The sequence below is a fragment of the Streptomyces sp. NPDC050085 genome (assembly GCF_044460595.1).
Lineage (GTDB): Bacteria > Actinomycetota > Actinomycetes > Streptomycetales > Streptomycetaceae > Streptomyces.
This window is the reverse complement of sequence record NZ_JBITJZ010000001.1, coordinates 1,456,913-1,477,910: the sequence shown is the minus strand read 5'-3', so window position 1 is coordinate 1,477,910 and position 20,998 is coordinate 1,456,913. Positions and strand designations below refer to the sequence as shown.

The window sequence follows — 20,998 nt, the reverse complement described above, 5'->3', positions numbered from 1 at the left end:
ACGGGCACGGTGAAGCAGCAAGATCACTGCCCTGCTCTGCCGCAGTGTTGCCCCCGCCCCGCCGCTGCTGGGCCGACCTCGTGAGGAGCGCCGCCATCAGACCCGCCACTCGTGGCCCCCGTGGCACTCGTGCCGTCCTGTCGGCCGGGGTGACCGCCGCCGTACTGGCCGGTGCCGCCCCGCCCGTCTTTGCGTCCGAAACCTCGAACGTCGTCCGCCCCGACGACCGCCGCCTCGCCTACGAAGGCCACTGGGGCCGCACCTCCGAAGTCGCGACCACCGTCAACTCCGGCTCACGGCTGGCGTTCCGGGTCACCGGTGGGACCGTGCGTCTGCTCTTCGACGTCTCCACCGTCGCCGTCCCCGCGCAGCTGTACGTGTCGGTCGACGGCGGTGAGGAGCGGCTGTACGCCGTCGACCGCGACGAGGTGACCGTCATTGCGGCCGGGCCGGGCCCGCACACCGTGCGGCTCTCCGTGAAGGACGTGAACTCCCGCGCGGAACGCTGGACGCCCCCCTTGCGGACAGGGGTCGCGCTCACCGGGCTCCGGCTGGCGGACGGCGCTCGCCTCCTGCCCCAACCACCCCGCAAGCGAATGGAGTTGGCCTTCTACGGCGACTCCATCACCCAGGGCGTCATGGCCCTGTGCGACGTCAACACCTCCGACTGCGCCGACGGCACCGCCGCCTACCCGACGCTCGTGGCCGACGCCCTGCACGCGCGGCTCACCCAGGTCGGATTCGGGCGCCAGGGCGTGCTCCAGACCGGCAACGGGGGAGTGCCGGCGGCCCCGGACGCGTACGGCTCCAACTACGCGGGCTCGCCCGCCGCGCCCGACCGCACGGCGGACGCCGTCGTCGTCAACCAGGGCACGAACGACGCCGCGTTCCCCGCCGCAACCTTCCGCGCCGCCTATCTCACCTACCTGCAACAGATCAGGGCCGCGGCCCCGCATGCCCGCATCCTCGCCCTGCGCCCCCTCAACGGCGAGCACGCGACCGACATCGAGGCCGTCGTGGCCCAACTGGCCGACTCCCGAACGGAGTTCGTCGATACCAGCGGCTGGACCTCCCTGGCCGACGGCGACTTCAACGGGACCGTCCACCCGAACACCCAGGGCCACCGCAAGGTGGCCGACCACCTCGTCCCCCTCCTCCAGGACCCTCGCCACCCTCGCGACAGAAACAGGATCGGCTCATCGTGAACCCCCGAAGACTCGGCGCTGCCCTCGGCGCCGCCACCGTCCTCCTGGCCGGTCTCGCCACCGCCCCCGCACCGGCCGCCGCCTCGCCCGCCCGGCGCGTCATGGAGAACCTGGACCGCGGCCTCGTCGCCGTCCCCGCCAAGGACGGCACGGGCACCTTCCTCAGCTGGCGGCTCCTCGGCACCGAGTACGCGCAGCACGGCGACGCCGTCGCCTTCAACGTCTACAAGGGCCGCAAGCGCCTCAACCGGACCCCGGTCGCACGCTCCACCACGTACACGGACACCACCTCGGGCACCGGCACGTACACCGTCCGCGCCGTCGTCAACGGCAAGGAACAGAAGCCGAGTTCGGCCGCCCTCGACCTCACCGCCGACGGCTACGCCGAGATCCCGCTCGCCACCGCCGACGGCTACACCGTGCAGCACGCGTGGCCGGGCGACCTCGACGGCGACGGCCGCTACGAACTCGTCGTCTCCCGGCTGTCCACCGACCGCTCCGCCCCCGACCTCCTGGAGGCCTACACCCTCACCGGGCAGCGGCTGTGGCGCGTCGACATGGGTCCTGGATCGCTCGCCCAGGTCGCCGGCAACGGCGCCAACGACCCTGCCCCCGCCGCGATTTCGGGCTCCACGGCCATCGGCGGCTACCGCAACGACGACAACGTCACCGTCTACGACCTCGACGGCGACGGCCGGGCCGAAGTCCTCGTCCACACCGCCGACGGCACCACGTTCGCCGACGGTGCGCAGCTCGCCGCCGCCTCGCCCGCGAACCAGTTCGTCTCCGTGATCGACGGCCGCACCGGCACCGAACGCACCCGGCAGCCCCTGCCCGACGACCTCGCCGCCGACGGCCCCTCCGGCGGCCACTTCGGCATCGCCTACCTCGACGGCCAACACCCCAGCCTGGTCACGAAGCTGGTCACCCGCGTCGGCGCCAAGCGCGGCGCCTTCCGCATCCTCTTCCAGACCTGGGACTTCGACGGCACGGACCTGACCCGGCGCTGGAAGTACGCCGTCCCCGCCGACTCGGGCGCCACCAGCTTCCACCAGATCCGCGTCGTCGACGTCGACCAGGACGGCAAGGACGACATCGCCGACGGCAACTACGTCGTCAACAGCGACGGCACCCTGCGCTACGTCGTCGACGGCGCGGGCCACGGCGACCGGTTCGCCGTCGCCGACCTCGACCCGGACCGCCCCGGCCTCGAGGGCTTCGCCATCCAGCAGTCCGAACTCGGCGTCGTCTCCCGCTTCCCCTGGTACTACTACGACGCCGACACCGGCGAGCGCCTCGTCACCGGAGCGCACCCCGCCGACCCGGTCAGCGACGCGGACCTCGACGTCGGCCGCGGCACCGCCGCCGACATCGACCCAGGACACCGGGGGCTCGAGTACTGGACGTCGACCGCCGACGTCACCCGGCCCGGCGCCGGCGTCTTCAACGTCCAGGACGGCAAGGTCTCCACGACCACGCCCAGCGTCAACTTCCGCATCTGGTGGGACGGTGACACCGGCGCCGAACTCCTCGACTCCACGCACGTCGAGAAGTGGGACCCGGCCACCGAGACCTCCGCGAGGATCTTCGACCCGGCGGGCGTCGTCTCCGGGGCCCGCAACGCGACGCCCTTCTACGGCGACCTCGTCGGCGACTGGCGCGAGGAGATCCTCGCCGAGACCGCCGACCACAAGGCGCTGCGCCTCTACTCCACGAACGAGCCGACCCGCACCCGCCTCTACACCCTCGCGCAGAACCCCGAGTACCGCCTCGGATGGACCGTCCGCGGCTACCTCCAGTCCACGTACACGGACTACTACCTCGGCACCGGGACCCGCCGCGCACCCCGCCCGAACATCACGACGCACACGACGCACACGACGCACACGACGCACACGACGCACACGACGACCGACTGGAGCCGCACCTCATGACGACCTCCCGCAGAGCCTTCGGCGCGCTCGCCGCGGGCGCCGCGCTCACCGCAGCCCTGCCCAACTCCGCCTCCGCACACCCCGGTTCGCGCCGCGGACGGCTCATCGCCCGCGATGACTTCCGGCACGGCCTCGGCAAGTGGGCCGTCGAACTGGAGCAGGGCGGCAGCGTCACCGCCTCGCGCGGCGTCCTCGACATCGACGTACCGGCCGGAGCGACCGTCTGGTTCAAGGAACGGCTGCGCGGACCGTACGAGCTGACCTACACGGCCACCGCGGTCTCCGCGGGCGGCGCCTTCGACCGGGTCTCCGACCTCAACAACTTCTGGAACGCCACCGACGTGCGCTCCCCGCACGACCTCTTCGCCACCCGGCGGGGCGGCGCCCTCGCCGAGTACGACTTCCTCACCACGTACTACGTCGGCTACGGCGCCAACACCAACACCACGACACGGCTGCGCCGTTACGTCGGCGAGAGCGGCAACCGCCCGCTGATCCACGACTACACCGAGCCGCTGCTCGTCCCGAACGCGCCGAACCGGGTCCGGATCGTCTCCGACGGCGCGGTCGTCCAGTGGTGGAACAACGGACGGCTCGTCTTCGACTACCGGGACCCGGCCCCGTACGCGGCCGGCCACTTCGCGTTCCGTACGACGTGGAGCCACTTCCGGATCCGCGACTTCGAGGTCCGTCAGGCGAACAGGTCCACCTGATTCCCGTCGGGGTCGTGCACGACGGCGTACCGCTGCCCCCACACCGCGTCCCACGGCTTGGCCTCGCCGTGGTGCCCGGCGTCGGTCAGCGCCGCGTACGTCGCGTCGACCCCGGCCGCGTCGCCGCAGTGGAAGGCGAGCGCCAGCCGGCCGCGGCCGCGGTCCTCCCCGCTGTCGTCCGGGTCGAACATCAGCCGGATCCCGCCGGGCAACTCCGCCTCGACGTGCGGCAGTTGCTCGGCGCCCTCGGGGAAGGTGAGGCCGAGGAGCCGGTAGAAGGCCAGCGAGGCGGCCAGGTCGGAGGCGGCGATGCCGATGGCGTCCATACGGACGGGGATGTCGTTCATGGCTTCACCGTAGGGGCGCCGCAGGTCGGACGTCTTGTACGAAACGGACGCCGTCACTCTCCTTGCGGGCCGCCCACCCCGGTCTTAAACGGGGAGGTATGACCACTGCCGCGACGTCCGTAGCGACGGCACAGCCGGCGAGTCCGGTCACCCTTGAGGCGGATCACGACCCCGCCCTCTCGCGCTGGCTCTGGCTCGTGAAATGGCTGCTCGCCGTGCCGCACTACCTGATCCTGGTCTTCCTGTTCCTCGCGTTCGCCGTCGTCTCGGTGATCGCCTGGTTCGCGATCCTGTTCACGGCCCGCTATCCGCGCGCCCTGTTCAACTTCAACCTCGGTGTGCTGCGCTGGAGTTGGCGCGTGACCTACTACGCGTACGGCACCCTCGGCACCGACCGCTACCCGCCCTTCACCCTCGGCGCCGCCCCCGACTACCCGGCGCGCCTCGACATCGCCTACCCCGAGCGGCTCTCGCGCGGCCTGATCTTCGTCAAGAGCTGGCTGCTGGCGCTGCCGCAGTGGCTGATCGTGTCGACGCTGGTCGGCGGGACCACCACGGCGGGCGGGCTGGCCGGTCTGCTCACCCTGTTCGCGGCCGTCGCCCTGCTCTTCACCGCCCACTACCCGCGGGGCATGTTCGACCTGAACGTGGGCGCCCACCGCTGGGCCGCCCGCGTCACCGCGTACGCGGCCCTGATGACGGACAGCTATCCGCCGTTCCGCCTCGACCAGGGGGAGCGGGAACCGTCCCTCGTCTGACATCCGAGCGCGCCCACTAGGCTCGCCCCATGACCCAGGGCGACCTCCTCGTGTACACCCGCACCACCGGCTACCGGCACGACTCGATCCCGTACGGCGTCCGGGCGCTGCGCGAACTCGGTTTCACCGTGGTGCACACCGAGGATCCCGAGGAGCTGGAGCGACGCCTTGAGCGCGAGCGCCCCGCGGCGGTCGTCTTCCTGTCCACGGCCGGTGACGTCCTGACGCCCGGCGCGCGCGAGCGGCTCGCGGCGTACGTCGACGGGGGCGGCGGATTCGTCGGGGTGCACGCCGCCACGTGCGCGGAGGAGAGCTGGCCGTACTACGGCCGGCTGCTCGGCGCCCGTTTCGCACGCCACCCGGCGTACCAGCCGGGCCGGGTGCTGGTCACGGACGCGGACCACCCGGCGACCCAACACCTGCCCGGCGCCTGGGAGTTCACCGACGAGTGGTACGACTTCCGGTCCGACCCGAGCGAGGATCCGGCGGTGCGGGTGCTGGCCCGCGCCGACGAATCCTCGTACGAGGGAGCCGAGATGGGCGGCACCCACCCGCTGGTCTGGTGCCGCCCCCAGGGCGAGGGCCGTGTCTTCTACACGGCCCTCGGCCATGCCCCGGAGGCCTACGCGGACCCGGCGTTCCGGGCCCATGTGGCCGGGGGAGTGCGCTGGGCTAGCGCGTGAACCGCAGCGTCACCAGCTCGAAAGGCCGCAGGGACAGGGCGACTTCACCCTCCTCGACCGTGTAGGCGGGCGCGTCCGCGAGCGGGCGCTCCAGCAGGTCGGTGGCGACGACCGACGTCGCCTCGAAGCCGAGCGCCAGCGAGGTGCGGGCGCGGCCGCCCCCGGCCTCGTACAGCCGGACCACCACGTCGCCCGAGCCGTCGTCCGCCAGCTTCACCGCGCTCACGGCCACCGCGTCGGAACCGGCCGTGCACAGCGGCGCCACCGCACCGGAACCGGTCACCCGGCGCTCCGGCACGTTGATGCGGTACCCCTCGCGGACCGCGTCGACCACCGTCGCGCCCGGCGCGAGCGCGTACCGGAAGCGGTGCACGCCCTGGTCGGTCCGCGGGTCCGGGAAGCGCGGGGCGCGCAGCAGGGACAGCCGGACCGTGGTCGTCGTGCCGGAGTCGGACGGGCGCACCGCCCGCGTCACGTCGTGGCCGTACGTCGAGTCGTTGACGAGGGCCACGCCGAAGCCGGGCTCCGCCAGGTGCACGAAGCGGTGGTTGCAGGCCTCGAACTTGGCGGCCTCCCAGCTCGTGTTGGTGTGGGTGGGCCGGTACAGGTGGCCGAACTGGGTCTCCGCCGCGTACCGGTCCGCATGGATGTCCACCGGGAAGGCCGCCTTGAGGAACTTCTCCGTCTCGTGCCAGTCGACCTCGGTGTCGATGTCGAGCCGCTTCTCGCCCGCCGCCAGCGTCAGCACCTGTGTGGCGCGGGAGGCGCCGAAGGAGCGCACCACCTCGACCGCCACCTCGTGGGGCGTCGCCGAGACCACCGTCACCGTGTCCACGTCGGTCAGGTCCGTGACCACGTTGCGGTAGAACTCGTCGACGTCCCACGCATCCCACATGTTGGGGAAGTCCGGGTGGATCTGGAGCAGGTTCGCCGCCGCGCCGGGGGCGACCGTCTCGCGGCCCGCCTCGATGTCGTACGCCGACACGACCAGGCCGCGGGCGTCGATCTCCACGCGCAGCAGGCCGTTGTCGAGGACGTGGCCGCCGCCCGTGCGGTCGGCCACCGTGACCGTGCCGGTGACGACGGGGACGCCCGCGCCGCCCGCCGCGATCCCGGTGCGGTCGTGCGCCGCCGCGTTGAAGACGAGCTCCTGGGTGCCCTCGCCCGCGAGCGCGCGCTGCGCCGCGTCGATGATCCCGTTCAGTTCCGCGGCCACCGCCGCGTACGTCTTCTCCGCCTCGCGGTGCACCCAGGCGATCGACGAACCCGGCAGGATGTCGTGGAACTGGTGCAGCAGGACCGTCTTCCAGATCCGGTCCAACTCCTCGTACGGGTAGGGGAATCCGGCCCGGACCGCGGCCGTCGCCGCCCACAGTTCGGCCTCGCGCAGCAGGTGCTCCGAGCGGCGGTTGCCCTGCTTCGTCCTCGCCTGGCTGGTGAGCGTCGCACGGTGCAGTTCGAGGTACAACTCGCCGACCCAGACGGGCGGTTCGGCGTACTCGGCCTCGGCCTTCTCGAAGAACTCCCGCGGCGTCTCCCACGTGACGTGCGCCGAGCCCTCCAGGGACTTCATGCGCTTCGCCTTGGCGATCATCTCGCGCGTCGTGCCGCCACCGCCGTCGCCCCAGCCGGTCGGCGCGAGGGAGTGCCTGGCGACGCCCTTGTCCTTGAAGTTGCTTGCCGCATGGGCGATTTCACGGCCCAGCATCGAGCAGTTGTAGGTGTCGACCGGCGGGAAGTGCGTGAAGATGCGGGTCCCGTCGATGCCCTCCCAGTGGAAGGTGTGGTGCGGGAACTTGTTGATCTGCGACCACGAGATCTTCTGCGTCAGCAGCCACTTGGAGCCCGCCGCCTTGATGATCTGCGGGAGTCCGGCCGCGAAGCCGAAGGTGTCGGGCAGCCACGCCTCCTCGTTCTCGACGCCGAACTCGTCGAGGAAGAACCGCTTGCCGTGCACGAACTGACGGGCCATCGCCTCCGAGCCCGGCATGTTCGTGTCCGACTCGACCCACATGCCGCCGGCCGGCACGAAGCGGCCCTCGGCCACGGCCTTCTTGACCTTCGCGTAGACCTCGGGGCGGTGCTCCTTGATCCAGGCGTACTGCTGGGCCTGGGACATGGTGTAGACGAAGTCGTCCTCGGTCTCGAGGAGGTTCGTCATGTTCGACGTCGTGCGCGCGACCTTGCGGACGGTCTCGCGCAGCGGCCACAGCCACGCCGAGTCGATGTGCGCGTGCCCGACCGCGCTGATGCGGTGCGCGGAGGCGTCCGCGGGCGCCGACAGCACACCCGCGAGGTGCGAACGGGCAGCGGCAGCCGTGCCGTTGACGTCCTGGAGGTCCACCGCGTCGAGGCAGCGGCTCACCGCGCGCAGCAGCTCCCAGCGGCGCCCGCCCTCGACGGGCAGCTGCTCCATCAGCTCGCCGACGACCTCCAGATCGGCGACCAGCTCCCACACGTCACGGTCGAAGACCGCGAGGTCCATGCGCTCCAGGCGGTACTGGGGCTCGTCGCCCGCGGTCTCCTTGTCGCCGAGGTCGGTCGGCCGGAACGGGTCGTCGCCGAGCAGCACCGGGTTGGACGCCGCCTCCAGATGCCATTCCACCCGTTCACCGCCGGCGACCGGGTCGCCGACCCGCACCCACTGGTTGCGCGGGTTGACCGCCTTGAGGGGTTCACCGGTCGGCGTGTAGACGAGCGCCTCGCACTGGAAGCCGGGCATCCGCTCGTCGAAGCCGAGGTCGAGCACGGCCTCGACGGTCCTGCCCGCCCACTCCGCGGGGACCTCACCGGTCACCTTGAACCAGGTCGTCGCCCACGGAGCCCCCCACGCATCACCGACCGCGACCGGCGCGTGCGTCGCGGCCAGGCCCTCCTCGACCGGCACCGGCTCGCCGGGCGCGGTCCAGGCCTCGACCGTCAGCGGCACCGACACGGGATACACGGCGGGGCGTATCCGCTCGTCCAGTACGCGCTTGAGGCGGGCCTCTACGAGGGCGCGGTCGTCATGCATGGAGGGGCTCCAACTTCTCGTGGTGTTGCCAGTGGTGCAGGTGTTGCCAGTAGTGCGGGTGTTACCAGGGTGCAGCGACGGTAACCGGTGCCGATGCCGCGTACAGCTCGCCGACGGCACGCAGTTCGAAGGTGACGGCACTCTCGCCCTGCTCGGCGGCCAGGCCCTTCACGTACGCGGCGTTCGCGCAGGTCCCGGTGAGGAAGCGGCGGGTGCCGTCCTTGAGGACCCGGTACAGCTCGTAGTGGCGTACGGGACCGGAGGCGGCCGCCCACGACAGGCGGAACTGCCCGTCGCCGGACGCCTTGTCGACCTTGACCGCGCCCGGCGCCGCCACCTGCTCGTCGGCGTCCTTCACCAGGAGCGCGCCGAGCCGGTACTGCACGGCGCCGGTGCCGGTGAGCCGGACCGCCAGGCCGTGGATGGTGCCGGTGCCGAGGGACGAGAGCCGGACGGTCGCCTCCGCCCAGCCGCTGCCGGCCGTCCCCGCGGGCAGGAAGGAGTACGTCAGCGGGTCACCCGGGTGGTCGGGCTCCTGAAGCGCCACGCCGACCTCGACCGTGACGGATCCGGCGGCCGCGCGCTGGGCGAGCGTCACCGTCGTCGCGGCGCTCAACGGGAGCCGGGTGCCGTGCAGTTCGACGACGACCGGCGCGTTCAGGGTGCCGTCGACCAGCAGGCTGGACCCGCCGTGCCAGGCGTCGGCGAAGTCCAGGGTCACCGAGGGGCGGGTGCCGGTGGTGCGGGTCACCCAGCGGCGGCCGGGGAGGCGGTCCTGGACGCCGAGCTGGTTCCAGGCGGCACTCGAGCGGGCCGTCCCGCCGTCGTACCAGGCAAGTCCGTGCCCGGTGTTGAAGCTGCACCCGAAGGGCAGCGCCGAGACGGTCGACCGGTCGGCGACGGTGGTCGCGGCGGCCCGCCAGGAACCGGTCGACGCCCGCGACGGGTCGAGCGACGTACCGGTCCAGAACTGGTCGTCCGCGGCGTGGAACTGGCCGGGCGTGCTGCCCGCGGGCAGGTGCTTGTACGTCCACTCCGGCCGGTAGAAGCCGTACGACGTGGTGTGCGCGCCGCTCGCCGGGAGCACGGCGTCCCAGTTCACCGACGTGTTCCAGCCGTTGGACTCGACGTCGATGCCGGCCCACAGGTCGTAGCGGCTGCGGCCGAGCGACTCGGCGAGCGCGGCCGACGAACCCAGCCCGGACGCCGTCCAGTTGAAGTTGACGAAGAAGGTGTCGGACCGGCTGAAGAAGTCCTGGTTCTGGGCGTTGAGCTGGTTCTGCCAGGACACCGCACCCGACTTCACCATCGAGTCGTACCAGTCGATGCGCAGCCCGTGGGGCGTCCCGAGCCGCTTGAGCTCGGCGAGGAACGCCTGCATCTGCGTGGCGAGCGCCGCGTCGCCGCCGGACGTCTCGGCGTTCACGAACCAGCCGTCGAAGCCGTGTGCGACGGCCACGTCCACCAGCTTCTGCGCGATCGGGAACGACCCGTCCGCGGCCTTCTGCACGAGGTCGCGGGTCCACTGCAGCTGGCCGCCGTACGCGGCGGGCGGCAGGAAGATGTTGCCGAGGACGGTGACGCCGTGCCGGTGGGCCGCGTCCACGACCGGCGCGTTGGGCGCGAGGACGATGCCCTCGCCGGACGAGCCGCCCCAGAAGACGAGCTCGTCGATGTACGCCCAGTGCGTCAGCGCGTAGTAGGAGGCGGTCGGGCCGCCCTGCGAGGGGTTCCCCGCCGTCGGGTCGAAGGAGACCAGGGAGGTGATGCGGGCCTGGTCGGTGCGGGCCGTCGTGTTCACCGGGACCGGCGTGAAGCGCGGCGCGAGCGGCACCGCCGACCGGTTGAAGGCCAGATCGGCGTCGCCCGCCGCCGTCCACGACTTCAGGGACCGCCAGGTGATGCCGGCGCCGGGCGACCCGCTGGGCAGCGAGTCCGGGAACCAGTACGAGGCGTACGGCTGGAGGTTCGCGGCGGCGGCGGTCGCGGCCGTGGCGGGCGTCGACGGCGCCAGCAGGGCGGCGGCCGTGGCGGCCGAGCCCAGGACGACGGTCCGGCGGGTGGGGTGCGTGCGGGGCGTACGGGTCATTGCTGAAGGGCTCCTTGGACGGGGGAGTCAGTCGACCTCTGCGGGGGTGACCACCGCGGTGATGCCGCGGGCGGCCAGGTGCTCCTTGTCGTGCGCGTGCTCGGCCAGGACCACGGCGGGGCGTACGCCCTGAGCCGTCAGACGGTGCCAGGCCTCGAAGAAGGCGCCGCCGGGACCGCACGTGACGCGGTGCGGGGAGGCGACGGTGTCGCCGGTGTCGACGACGAGGGCGGTCGTGCGCGGCGCGGGCTCGTGAGCGCGCCCGCGCCACTGCTCGACGACCCGCGCGATGGCCGCGCCCGCGGGCTTGACCTCGCGCTCATTGGTCAACAGGCCGAGGCTGTACTCGAGTTCGGGGAAGTCGGCCAGCTCGCGGGAGACGTCGTGGGAGCACCACCACGTGACGCCCCAGATGTTCTCGCAGTCCAGCGCGTTCGCGATGGTCGCCTCGGTGAAGTGCGCGGCGTGCTCGGCCGGGATGTGCGGGGCGGGCGCGCCGACCTCCTGCAGCCAGACCGGCCGCTCGGGGTCGGTGTGCCAGGCGCGGGCCAGCTCGATCATGTACGCGGCGTGGTGCTCGGTCGCCACTCCCGTCCGGCCGTGACGCTGGGCGGTGCCGTTGAACACCCACGAGTGCACGGCGGTCGCGCCGCCGAGCCGGGCGGCCTGCGCGGGCGTGAACGGGTGCGCGTCGAGATACCACGCGGCGTCGTACTCGGCGTGCAGATGGAACTTCCCCGGCGCCCCCGCCTCGCACGCGGCGAGCATCCGCTCCAGCCAACTCGCCGCCTGGTCATGGGAGATGCGGTCCGGGTCGGGGTGCGGGTCGCCCGAGAACTGGTTGATCTCGTTGCCGATGGTCATGCCGAGGAAGTTCGGCCGGTCGGCGAGCGCGGCGGCGAGCGTGCGCAGGTACTCCTCCTGGCCCGCGATCACGTCGGGGTCGGCGAAGATGTTGCGCCGGTGCCAGGTCTGCGTCCACGCGGGCAGGAAGTCGAAGCTCGACAAGTGCCCCTGCAGACCGTCCACGTTGACGTCGAGGCCGCGCTCGGCGGCGGCGTCCGCGAGGGCCACCAGCTGCTCGACGGCGCGCGGCCGGATCAGCGTCCGGTTCGGCTGGAACAGCGGCCACAGCGGGAAGACCCGCACGTGGTCGAGGCCGAGCGCGGCGATCGAGTCCAGGTCGGCGCGCACCGCGTCGAGGTCGAAGTCGAGCCAGTGGTGGAACCAGCCCCGCGTGGGCGTGTAGTTGGCGCCGAAGCGCAGCGGACGGACGGTCTTGGACGCGTCGGGCATGCAGAGTTCCTCGGAGTACGTACGTGGGGGGCGGGCGTGGTGAACCGGGTGCGGTACGGGCTCAGCCCTTGACCGCGCCCTCGCCGACCCCGCGGAAGAAGTAGCGCTGCAGGCACGCGAACAGCACGATCAGCGGCGCCACGGCGATGACGGTGCCGGCGGCGACCAGGCGCTGGTCGTTGGCGAAGGTGCCGTGCAGGTAGTTCAGGCCGATGGTGAGCGTGAAGTTCGACTGGTCGCTCAGGACGATCAGCGGCCACAGGAAGTCGTCCCACGCCCCCATGAAGGAGAAGATCGCGACGACCGCGAGGGTGCCCTTGACCGCGGGCAGTGCGATCCGGGTGAAGCGCTGCCAGGCGTTGGCGCCGTCGCAGTAGGCCGCCTCCTCGATCTCGTACGGGAGGTTGGCGAAGGCGTTGCGCATCAGCAGCACGTTCAGGGCGCCGACGCAGCCCGGCAGCACCACGGCGATCAGGGTGTTGTTGAGCTCCAGGTCCCGCATCGTCAGGAACTGCGCGATGATGATCGACTCGACCGGCACCAGCATCGCCATCACGAAGGCGACGGCGGTCAGCTTGCGCCCGCCGAAGCGGAGGCGCGCCAGGGCATATCCGGCGAGCGCCGCGCCCACGCAGTTGGTGAGGACGTTGGCGACCGCGACCTTGAGCGAGTTGAGCGCGAAGTCCCAGACGGGGATGAGGTCGGCGACCTTCTCGAAGTTGTGCAGCGTCGGGTGCGACGGCAGCAGCTTCGGCGGATACGTGTAGATGTCCTCGCCGCTGCCCTTCAGCGACGTCGACAGCTGCCACAGGAACGGGCCGACGAGCACGGCGAACACCGCGAGCAGCAGCAGGTAGCGGAGCACGAGCTGCCAGCCGGGCGGGCGCCGTCCGCCGTCGGCGACGAACCTCTCGCTGATCCGGGAGCTCTTGGTGCGGGGCTCGGCGGGTGACTCGGTGCTCACGCGTCTTCCTTTCGATCGGCCCGCAGCACGAGCAGCATCAGCACGAGGGTGATCACGAAGACGACCACCGAGATCGCCGAGGCGTACCCGACGCGGCCCGAAAGGCCCGTGCCGACCTGCTGGATCAGCATGACGAGCGTGGTGTCCTCGCCGCCCGGGCCGCCGGTGGGGCCCGCCATCAGATAGACCTCGGAGAACACCTTGAAGGCGTTGACGGAGGAGAGCGCGGCGACCAGCACCATGGTGGGGCGCACGGCCGGCACGGTGACGGTCAGGAACCGGCGCACCGCGCCCGCACCGTCCACGGCGGCGGCCTCGTGCAGCTCGCGCGGCACGTTCCCGAGCGCGGCCATGTAAACGATCATGTAGTAGCCGAGGCCCTTCCAGACCGTCACCAGCATCGCGCTGATCAGCAGCAGCCACTGGTCGCTCAGGAAGTGCACGGGCCCGATGCCGAGGGCGCCGAGCACCGCGTTGACCAGGCCGCGGTCGTCGAGCATCCACACCCAGATCAGGCCGACCACGACGACGGAGGCGACGACGGGCGTGTAGAACGCCGAGCGGAAGAACGTGATGCCGGGCAGGTACCGCTGCACCAGGATCGCGAGCAGCAGCGGCAGGATCACCAGGAGCGGCACGACGCCGACCATGTAGAGGACGCTGTTGCGCAGCGCCGTCCAGAACCGCTCGTCGTGGAACAGCTCCTGGTAGTTCGCGCCGCCGATCCAGTCGCCGCCGATGAGCGTGCGCCGGTCGGTGAACGAGTTCGTCACCGTCGTGAGGAACGGGTAGAGCACGAAGGCGCCGTTGACCAGCAGCCCGGGCAGCAGGAACAGCCAGGGCGTGGCGGGCAGATGGGTCCTGATCCCCTTGCGCCGCCCGCCGGTGGAGGTGCGGGCGCCTCGGCGGTCGTGATCCTTGCGGGGTGTGGCCGGGGAGGCGGCGACCACGTCACCGCTCCCCGCCCTCGACGTTGCCGACATCAGGTCAGCCGGCCTGCTGCAGCAGCTTGTCGCACTCGGCGACGGCGTCGTCCATGGCCTGCTTGGCGGACTTCTTGCCCTGCATCGCCTTCGCGACCTCGTTCTTCAGGACCGTCTTCATCTGCTCGGTGAAGACCGCCGGGGTGTAGTTCACCGCCGTCTTCAGCGCCTTCGCGGCGGCGACGCGGACGCGGCCCTCGTCGGTGCCGCCGTCCTCGGTGAAGTACGTGTCGTCGAGGCTGCCCTTGGTCGAGGGGAAGATCGCGACCTCGTGGGCGAACTTCATCTGGTTCTCGGCGTCCGTCACCCAGTGCGCGAGCGCCACCGCGGCGGGCTTGACCTTGGACTGCGCGTTCACCATCAGGCCCTGGACGTACATGTTGTCCTTGCCCGTGTTGTTCACCGCGGGCGTGATGCCGATGTTCTTGTAGAGGCTCGGTGCTTCCTTCTTGTACTTCGCCAGGTCGCCCGCGCCGCCCGGGTTCATGGCGATCGACTGCTGCTGGAACTTGCGGCCCGCGGACTCGGCGACCGAGGTCAGCGCCTGCGAGTCGAGCGCCTTCGCGTCGTACAACTCCTTGTACTTCTCGACGAGTTCGACGCCCTTGGACTCGTTGAAGGTGAACTTCGACATGTCGTCGTTCATCAGCTTCACGCCGTAGCGGCCGAAGTCCTCGACGGCCGGCGCGTTCGCCAGCATCGCTATCCTGCCGTTGCTGTTCTTCGCCATCTGCAGCGAGTCCTTGAACAGCTGGTCGTACGTCGTCGGCGGCTTCTCCGCGTCGAGCCCCGCGTCCTTGAAGAGCTTCTTGTTGTAGAACATCGGGCCCGTGTTCAGGTACCACGGGAAGGCGTACGTGCCCTCCTTGCCCGGCATCGCGTGGCTCTTCCAGGCGCCGTCGAGGTACTCGCCCTTGTACTTCGCGGCGGCCTCGTCGAGGTTGAGCGCGAGTCCGGCCTTGGCGAGCGGGGTCGCGAGGTCGGGCGAGACGTTCACGACGTCGGGCAGGGTGTTGCCCGCGGCCTGCGCGCTGAGCTTGTCCGCGTAGCCCTCGGCCGGCTGGTCGACCCACTTGACCTTGACGTCCGGGTACTTCTTCTCGAAGGACGCGATGACGCCGTCGAAGTAGCCCTTGAAGTTGGTCTTCAGGTTCCAGGTCTGGAACGTGACCGTGCCCTCGACCTTGCCGGACGCGTCGCCGCTGCCGGAGCCCGAGTCCGATCCCCCGCAGGCCGTCATGACGAGGGCCGAACTGACCGCGAGCGCGGTGATGGTGGCTCTACGACGGGCAGGGCGAGATATTCGCATGGCCGGGGCTCCTTTGCGCGGACCGAATATTGCGGCGCTGACGGTACTAATGCGTTTTAGTTCGTGTCAATGGTTCGGTGAAACTTTGATGTTGCAGCAGGTCAGAGCGGAACTCCCGGCCCAGGTGAGGGGTTTGACAGGCATCGAGACCGCCCGTAAAGCTGTGCGTACTATTGCGCTTTAGTGCAGGGTCGGTCGCACAGAATGGACAGTGCTGTGGACGTGCAGGATTCCGGCATACGGGCCGTCGGCGTCACCACGCCCGCCCTCTTCACGGGGCCGGCGGACGACCCGCTGCAGGTCGTCCGCGTGACGGTGCGCCGCACCCGCCCGGTCGGCCCGTTCACGCTCTTCGTCACCGGTCCTTCGCTCGCCACCCCGCGGCCCCGGCTGGTGCGCGCCGACACCGTCGAGGCGTACGCCGGAGTCGACGCCAGGGCCGAACTCCCGGGCGGACAGCGGGAGTCGGCGCTCGAGTCCGTCGTCGAAGCGGCGGTGCGCGTACGCGGCGCGGCGCCGGGCGCGCGGCTGCCGGCCCGGGCCGTGATCGCGACGCCGGACGGCCGCCCGCTGTCCACCTGCGACTTCACGCTCACCGTCGCCGAACCCGGCTGGACCGTGCGCCTCGTCCCGCACTTCCACTACGACCCCATGTGGTGGAACACGCAGGCCGCCTACACCGCCCTGTGGGACACCCCGGCGCGGCCGGGCGAGCCGGCGAAGGGCTGGGAGTACACCGGCGTCCCCGCCTTCACGCTCGTCCCGCTGCACCTGCAACAGGCGCACGACGACCCGGCGTACCGCTTCGTCCTCTCCGAACTCGACTATCTGAAGCCCTTCTGGGACACGCACCCCGAACACCGCGACGAGATACGGCAGTTGATCGCCGAGGGCCGTCTGGAGATCGTCGGCGGCACCTACAACGAACCCTCCACCAACCTGACCTCCGCCGAGACGACCGTGCGCAGCGCCGTGCACGGGCTCGGCTTCCACCGCGGGGTCCTCGGGGCGCAGCCGCGCACCGCCTGGCAGCTGGACGTGTTCGGGCACGACCCCGCGTTCCCCGCGCTGATGCGGGGCGCGGGGCTCGACTCGGCGGTGCTCGCGCGCGGCCCGCACCACCAGTGGGGCCCGATGATGGACACCTGGGGCGCCGCCCTGCGCCCGCCGACGGCCATGCAACTCCCCGCCGAATACGACTGGTTGGGCCCGGACGGGACGGGCCTGCTGCTGCACTATCTGCCCGCGCACTACTCGGCCGGCTGGTTCTCCCACCAGGCGCCGTCCGCGCAGGCCGCCGCCGAACAGCTGCTCTCCCTCTATGAGTTGCTCCGCCAGGGCGCCGCCACGCGCAACGTCCTGATCCCCATGGGCACCGACTTCTCCTGGCCGCACCCGTGGGCCCTCGACGTCCAGCACGCCTGGAACCGGCGCTACACCTGGCCCCGCATGGAACACTCCGGGCCGCGCGAGCACTTCGCCGCCGTGCGCGCCGAGCTGGCCGCGCGCGGCGAGCGGCCGCTGCCCGTCACCCGGGAGATGGGCCCGGTCTACACCGGCAAGGACGTGACGTACGCCGACGTGAAGCAGGCGCACCGGGCCGCCGAGAACCTGGTCCAGGAAGCGGAGACCTTCGCCGCCCTCGCCCACGGCCTGGGACTCGTGGCGCATCCGGGCGACGCCCTGGACAAGGCCTGGCGGCACCTGCTGCACGCCGCGCACCACGACGGGGTCACCGGCACGTTCTCCGACCAGGTGTACCTGGACCTGCTGCCGACCTGGCGCGAGGCGCACCAACTGGCCGCAGACGTACGGGAGTCGGCGTTGGCCGCGCTCACCTCGGTGGCCGACACCAGGGGGCCCGCGGCGGTCGCCGTCACGGTCTTCAACCCCGTGTCGTGGACGCGGACGGACGTCGTGCGCACCCGGGTCTCACGGCAGGCCCTCGGCGTCACGGACGTCACGCGCATCGCCGTACGGGACGAGACGGGCGGCGACGCACCGGTTCTCTCGCCGGTCCTCGTGGAGCACGCCGAGCCGGACGGCACCCTGCACCTCGCCTTCCTCGCCGCCGACGTCCCGCCGCTCGGGCACCGCACATGGTGGCTGGTGGAGGCCGACGCGCCTCTCTCCGGCGGCTGGGAACCGCGTGACGCCGCCGAACCGGCCCTGGCCAACGGGCTGTTGAGGGTCGAGGCCGACCCCGCGCGCGGCGGCGGTCTGTGCCGCGTCACCGATCTGCGTACGGGACAGGAGCTGCTCACGCCGGGCGAGGTGGACGAGCTCGTCGTGCAGGACGAGTACGCGGCGCACCCCTTCTTCGAGGAGGGTCCCTGGCACCTGCTGCCCAAGGGCCCCGGCACCGGTTCGGGCGCCGCGCCCGCCGACGGCTTCCGCGTCGAACAGGGTCCGCTCGGCGCCCGGATCATCGCCACCGGCCGCACCGGCCCGGCCCGCTGGACCCGCACGACCACGCTCTGGCACGGCCTCGACCGCGTCGAACTGACCACCCGCATCGACGAGTTCACCGGCAGCGACCAGCTCCTGCGCCTGCGCGTCCCGGCGAACGTGCCCGGCGCCCTGCCCGTCGCCCAGACCGCGACCGCCCCGGTGGCCCGCGGTTTCGCCTTCCCCGACACGGACACCGGCACCGACCACACGAGGGCACCCTGGACCCTCGACACCCCGTGCCTGAACTGGTTCGCCCTGTCCTCGACGCTCCGCGCCGCCCTGACCGGCCCCGACGGAGCCGCGGCGGGCGAACGGGCCCTGGGGGCGGGGGAGATCGTCCTGCCCGACGCCGGGCTGCCCGGGTACGGAGTCCCCGACGACAGCGGCACCGGCGACCCGCTGCGCGACCTCGTCACCGCCCTCGTCCACCGCGGCGTCACCAGCACACCCACCCGGGCCCGCGGCCCCCGCTGGGGCGACCTCGCCGTCGACAGCAGCCTGCCCGACTTCCGGATCGCCCTCGGCGGGCCCGACGCCAACTCCTTCACGGCCGCGGTGCTCGCCGACGCCGGTCCCGCGTACGCCGAAGCCGTACGCGCCGCGCGTACCCCCGTCGTGTGGGTGCCCGCGCGGGCCGGGCTGCGCGAGGTGTGGCAGCCGGGGTGCGACCTGACCGGCGCCCGCGACCTGCCGGTGGCCGTCGTCACCGGTGCCGACCTGCCGGCCGGCGTGGCCGCGCTCGCCGCCGCCGTCGTACGGGACGGGCGCGTCGACGCCCTCGACCCGGCGCCCCGGGCCTGCGCGGCGGAGCCCTTCGAGGACCGGACCATCGCGCTGCTCGTGCGCGGCACCCCCGGGTTCGCCGTCGACACCCGAGGGCGGCTGCACAGTTCGCTGATGCGGTCGTGCACCGGGCGCCCGTCGGGGGAGTGGATGGACCCGCCGCGGCGCACCGCGCCCGACGGGAGCTCCTTCCAACTGCAGCACTGGACCCATGTGTTCGAGCACGCCCTCGTCGCCTCGCCCGGCGACTGGCGCGCGGCCGATCTCGTGCGCAGGGGACGGGAGTTCAACCAGCCGCTGACCGCCGTGACCGGTACTCCGCACGCGGGTTCGGCGCCCGGCACCCGCAGCCTGCTGAGCGTCGAACCCGCGGACCGGGTCCTCGTCGAGACCGTGCAGCGCGCCGACGGGCAGGCGCTGTCCGTGCGGTTGAGCGAGACCCACGGGCGTGGCGCGGAAGCCGCGGTCGTCACCGCCGTGCCCGTGCACGGCGTCACCGCCGCCGACCTGCTGGACGCCGAACGGCCCGACCCGCGGCCACTGGCGCTGCGCCCGAACGCGTACACCACCGTCCGCCTGGAGACGGATCCGCTGCCGGACACGCAGGAGCGGTCCGAGCAGGTACGGCCGGGATTCAGCCGCTACTGGCTGCACAACACCGGCACCGCCCCGCTCGGCGGCGCCCCGCACTCCCTGACGGTGACCCCGGCGGCGCTCACCGCCGGGCCACCGGGGCCGCTGCACACCGTGGCCGTGCTGACCTCCAACGTGCCTGCCGGGCCGGGCGCCACCGAGCACGCCCTCACCGTGACGCCGCCCGAGGGGTGGGGCGTCTCCTGGACCGAGGACGTGGTGCGGCTCGCGGACGGCGGGCACGTCCGCCTGCCGCTCGTCGTCGACGTCCCCGGGCACGCGGCGCCCGGCGACCATCTCGTCAAGGTCGCCGCGGGGCCGATCGAGGACTGCCTCACCGTGACCGTGCCCGGCGCCGAGGAACCGCCGCCCGGACTGTCCGTCGACCTCGTCACCACGGACGTACGGGTGACGGCCGGGGGCGCCGCCGAGGTGCGGGCCCGCGTGCGCAACACTCTGCACAGCTCCCTGCACGGCGAGGCCGTCGTCGCCTCCCCGTACGGCAGTTGGGGGATGACGGATCAGCGGGCCGTCCCGCTGCGGGTACCGGCCCGTGGCGAGACGGAGATCGTGTTCGGCGTCAAGCCCCCGGCGGACACCCCGCCCGGTGTCTACTGGATGGTGATCAAGGCCGTGTGCCAGGGGCGTATCGCCTACGGGCCAGCCGTCGCCGTCACCGTCAGGGGCGGCGCCGCACCGCACGCAGTTCACGAGGGGACCTCACGATGACACTCCGGCCACCGCAGGGCGACGGCGCGCGGACGACTCCCGCCCGCCGGCCCACGATCAAGGACATCGCCCGCAGAGCGGGGGTGTCGGAGAGCGCCGTCTCCTTCGCCCTCAACGGCAGGCCCGGCGTCTCCGAGGGCACCCGCGACCGCGTGCACCGCGTCGCCAGGGAGCTGGGCTGGCAGCCCAACAGCGCCGCCCGCGCCCTGTCCGGCGAGCGCTCCGGCTGCGTCGGCCTGGTCCTCGCGCGGCCCGCGCACACCCTCGGCGTCGAGTCGTTCTTCCTCCAGCTCGTCTCCGGCGTCCAGGAAGTGCTCGCCGCCCGCAAGGTGGCCCTGCTGTTCCAGGTCGTCGAGGACATCGACGCCGAGTGCGACGTGTACCGGCGCTGGTGGGCCGAGAACCGCGTCGACGGACTCCTCGTCGTCGACCCCCGCACCGACGACCCGCGGCCCGAACTCCTCGGCGGACTCGGCCTGCCCACCGTCGCCATCGGCGCACCGGCCCTCGGCGCCGACGCCCCGCACGTGTCGACCGTGTGGGCCGACGACTCGGCCGCGATGGCGTCCGTCCTCGCGCACCTGCACGGCCTCGGCCACCGCCGCATCGTCCACGTCGCGGGCCTGCCGGGGCTCGCCCACACAGAGCGCCGCATCCGCTCCCTGCGCACCGAGGCCGGGCGGCTCGGCCTCACCGACGTCCGCTCGGTGACCACCGACTACTCCGACGCGGAGGGGGCCGAGGCGACCCGGCGCATCCTCGACGGGGAGCACCCGCCGACGGCCATCGTGTTCGACAACGACGTGATGGCCGTCGCGGGCGCCTCCGTCGCCGCCGAGCGCGGCATCCAGGTGCCGCGGGACCTCTCGCTCGTCGCCTGGGACGACTCGGCCCTGTGCCGCCTCATGCACCCGCCGCTGACCGCGCTGGTCCGCGACACCTCGGGCTTCGGCCGCCTCGCCGCGCAGGAACTCCTCGACCGCCTCGACGGCGGCCCGGTCCGCAGCCTCCAGGCCGAACTCCCGCACCTGGAACCACGGGAGAGCACGGGGCCGCCGCCGCGGGGGCAGTGACAGGCCTGTCTGTGCGGGGCGCCTGGGCCCGACCT

At 72.2% G+C, this 20,998-nt stretch carries 14 protein-coding genes; 7 read left to right on the top strand and 7 right to left on the bottom strand.

What is annotated here, in order from left to right; genetic code table 11:
• The first annotated feature begins 149 nt into the window (after window positions 1-149).
• Genes ACIBUY_RS06415 through ACIBUY_RS06405 form a run of 3 tightly spaced genes read left to right on the top strand, consistent with a single transcriptional unit; the run spans window position 150 to window position 3,852 of the window.
• The gene (locus tag ACIBUY_RS06415) at window positions 150-1,205 is read left to right on the top strand and encodes a GDSL-type esterase/lipase family protein (protein ID WP_399151953.1); all 1,056 of its coding nucleotides are present in this window, start codon (window positions 150-152) and stop codon (window positions 1,203-1,205) included.
• Complete coding sequence (locus ACIBUY_RS06410; protein ID WP_399151952.1) at window positions 1,202-3,139, top strand: hypothetical protein; 1,938 nt, start codon at window positions 1,202-1,204, stop codon at window positions 3,137-3,139. Before ACIBUY_RS06415 ends, ACIBUY_RS06410 begins: the two co-directional genes overlap by 4 nt.
• A complete protein-coding gene (locus tag ACIBUY_RS06405; protein WP_399151951.1) occupies window positions 3,136-3,852 on the top strand; it encodes a DUF6250 domain-containing protein in 717 nt (238 codons plus the stop codon). Before ACIBUY_RS06410 ends, ACIBUY_RS06405 begins: the two co-directional genes overlap by 4 nt.
• On the opposite strand, the gene ACIBUY_RS06400 is transcribed toward ACIBUY_RS06405, so the two are convergent.
• A complete protein-coding gene (locus tag ACIBUY_RS06400; protein WP_365566912.1) occupies window positions 3,831-4,199 on the bottom strand; it encodes a VOC family protein in 369 nt (122 codons plus the stop codon). The two genes, ACIBUY_RS06405 and ACIBUY_RS06400, sit on opposite strands and share 22 nt — an antisense overlap.
• Before the next feature lie 98 nt (window positions 4,200-4,297).
• Here ACIBUY_RS06400 and ACIBUY_RS06395 point away from each other — a divergent pair, with 98 nt between their 5' ends.
• Together ACIBUY_RS06395 and ACIBUY_RS06390 are read left to right on the top strand one after the other, a co-directional pair.
• Window positions 4,298-4,957: a DUF4389 domain-containing protein gene (locus tag ACIBUY_RS06395; RefSeq protein WP_365566911.1), complete on the top strand. Its 660-nt coding sequence runs from the start codon at window positions 4,298-4,300 to the stop codon at window positions 4,955-4,957.
• A gap of 29 nt (window positions 4,958-4,986) precedes the next feature.
• Window positions 4,987-5,640 carry a ThuA domain-containing protein gene (locus ACIBUY_RS06390; protein ID WP_365566910.1) on the top strand — a complete coding sequence of 218 codons (654 nt, stop codon included), beginning with the start codon at window positions 4,987-4,989 and terminating at the stop codon, window positions 5,638-5,640.
• Here ACIBUY_RS06390 and ACIBUY_RS06385 read toward each other — a convergent pair.
• The 6 genes from ACIBUY_RS06385 to ACIBUY_RS06360 form a co-directional block, all read right to left on the bottom strand.
• The gene (locus tag ACIBUY_RS06385) at window positions 5,630-8,653 is read right to left on the bottom strand and encodes an alpha-mannosidase (RefSeq protein ID WP_399151950.1); all 3,024 of its coding nucleotides are present in this window, start codon (window positions 8,651-8,653) and stop codon (window positions 5,630-5,632) included. The two genes, ACIBUY_RS06390 and ACIBUY_RS06385, sit on opposite strands and share 11 nt — an antisense overlap.
• Before the next feature lie 61 nt (window positions 8,654-8,714).
• Window positions 8,715-10,742 (bottom strand): endo-beta-N-acetylglucosaminidase, encoded by a 2,028-nt coding sequence (locus ACIBUY_RS06380; RefSeq protein ID WP_399151949.1) that lies wholly within the window; start codon window positions 10,740-10,742, stop codon window positions 8,715-8,717.
• 27 nt (window positions 10,743-10,769) lie between these two features.
• On the bottom strand, window positions 10,770-12,038 hold the full coding sequence (locus ACIBUY_RS06375; protein WP_399151948.1) for a glycosyl hydrolase: 1,269 nt from the start codon (window positions 12,036-12,038) through the stop codon (window positions 10,770-10,772).
• 61 nt (window positions 12,039-12,099) lie between these two features.
• Window positions 12,100-12,957: a carbohydrate ABC transporter permease gene (locus ACIBUY_RS06370; RefSeq protein WP_365567007.1), complete on the bottom strand. Its 858-nt coding sequence runs from the start codon at window positions 12,955-12,957 to the stop codon at window positions 12,100-12,102.
• A 41-nt stretch (window positions 12,958-12,998) separates the two neighbouring features.
• Entirely contained in the window at window positions 12,999-13,985 is a 987-nt protein-coding gene (locus tag ACIBUY_RS06365) for a carbohydrate ABC transporter permease (RefSeq protein WP_399151947.1), read from the bottom strand.
• Between the two features lie 4 nt (window positions 13,986-13,989).
• Window positions 13,990-15,294, bottom strand: coding sequence for an ABC transporter substrate-binding protein (locus tag ACIBUY_RS06360; RefSeq protein ID WP_399151946.1), 1,305 nt, complete (start codon window positions 15,292-15,294; stop codon window positions 13,990-13,992).
• Between the two features lie 216 nt (window positions 15,295-15,510).
• On the opposite strand from ACIBUY_RS06360, the gene ACIBUY_RS06355 reads away from it, so the two are divergent.
• Together ACIBUY_RS06355 and ACIBUY_RS06350 are read left to right on the top strand one after the other, a co-directional pair.
• Window positions 15,511-19,890 carry a glycoside hydrolase gene (locus ACIBUY_RS06355; RefSeq protein WP_399151945.1) on the top strand — a complete coding sequence of 1,460 codons (4,380 nt, stop codon included), beginning with the start codon at window positions 15,511-15,513 and terminating at the stop codon, window positions 19,888-19,890.
• Window positions 19,887-20,963: a LacI family DNA-binding transcriptional regulator gene (locus ACIBUY_RS06350; protein WP_365566903.1), complete on the top strand. Its 1,077-nt coding sequence runs from the start codon at window positions 19,887-19,889 to the stop codon at window positions 20,961-20,963. Before ACIBUY_RS06355 ends, ACIBUY_RS06350 begins: the two co-directional genes overlap by 4 nt.
• The last annotated feature ends 35 nt before the right edge of the window (window positions 20,964-20,998 follow it).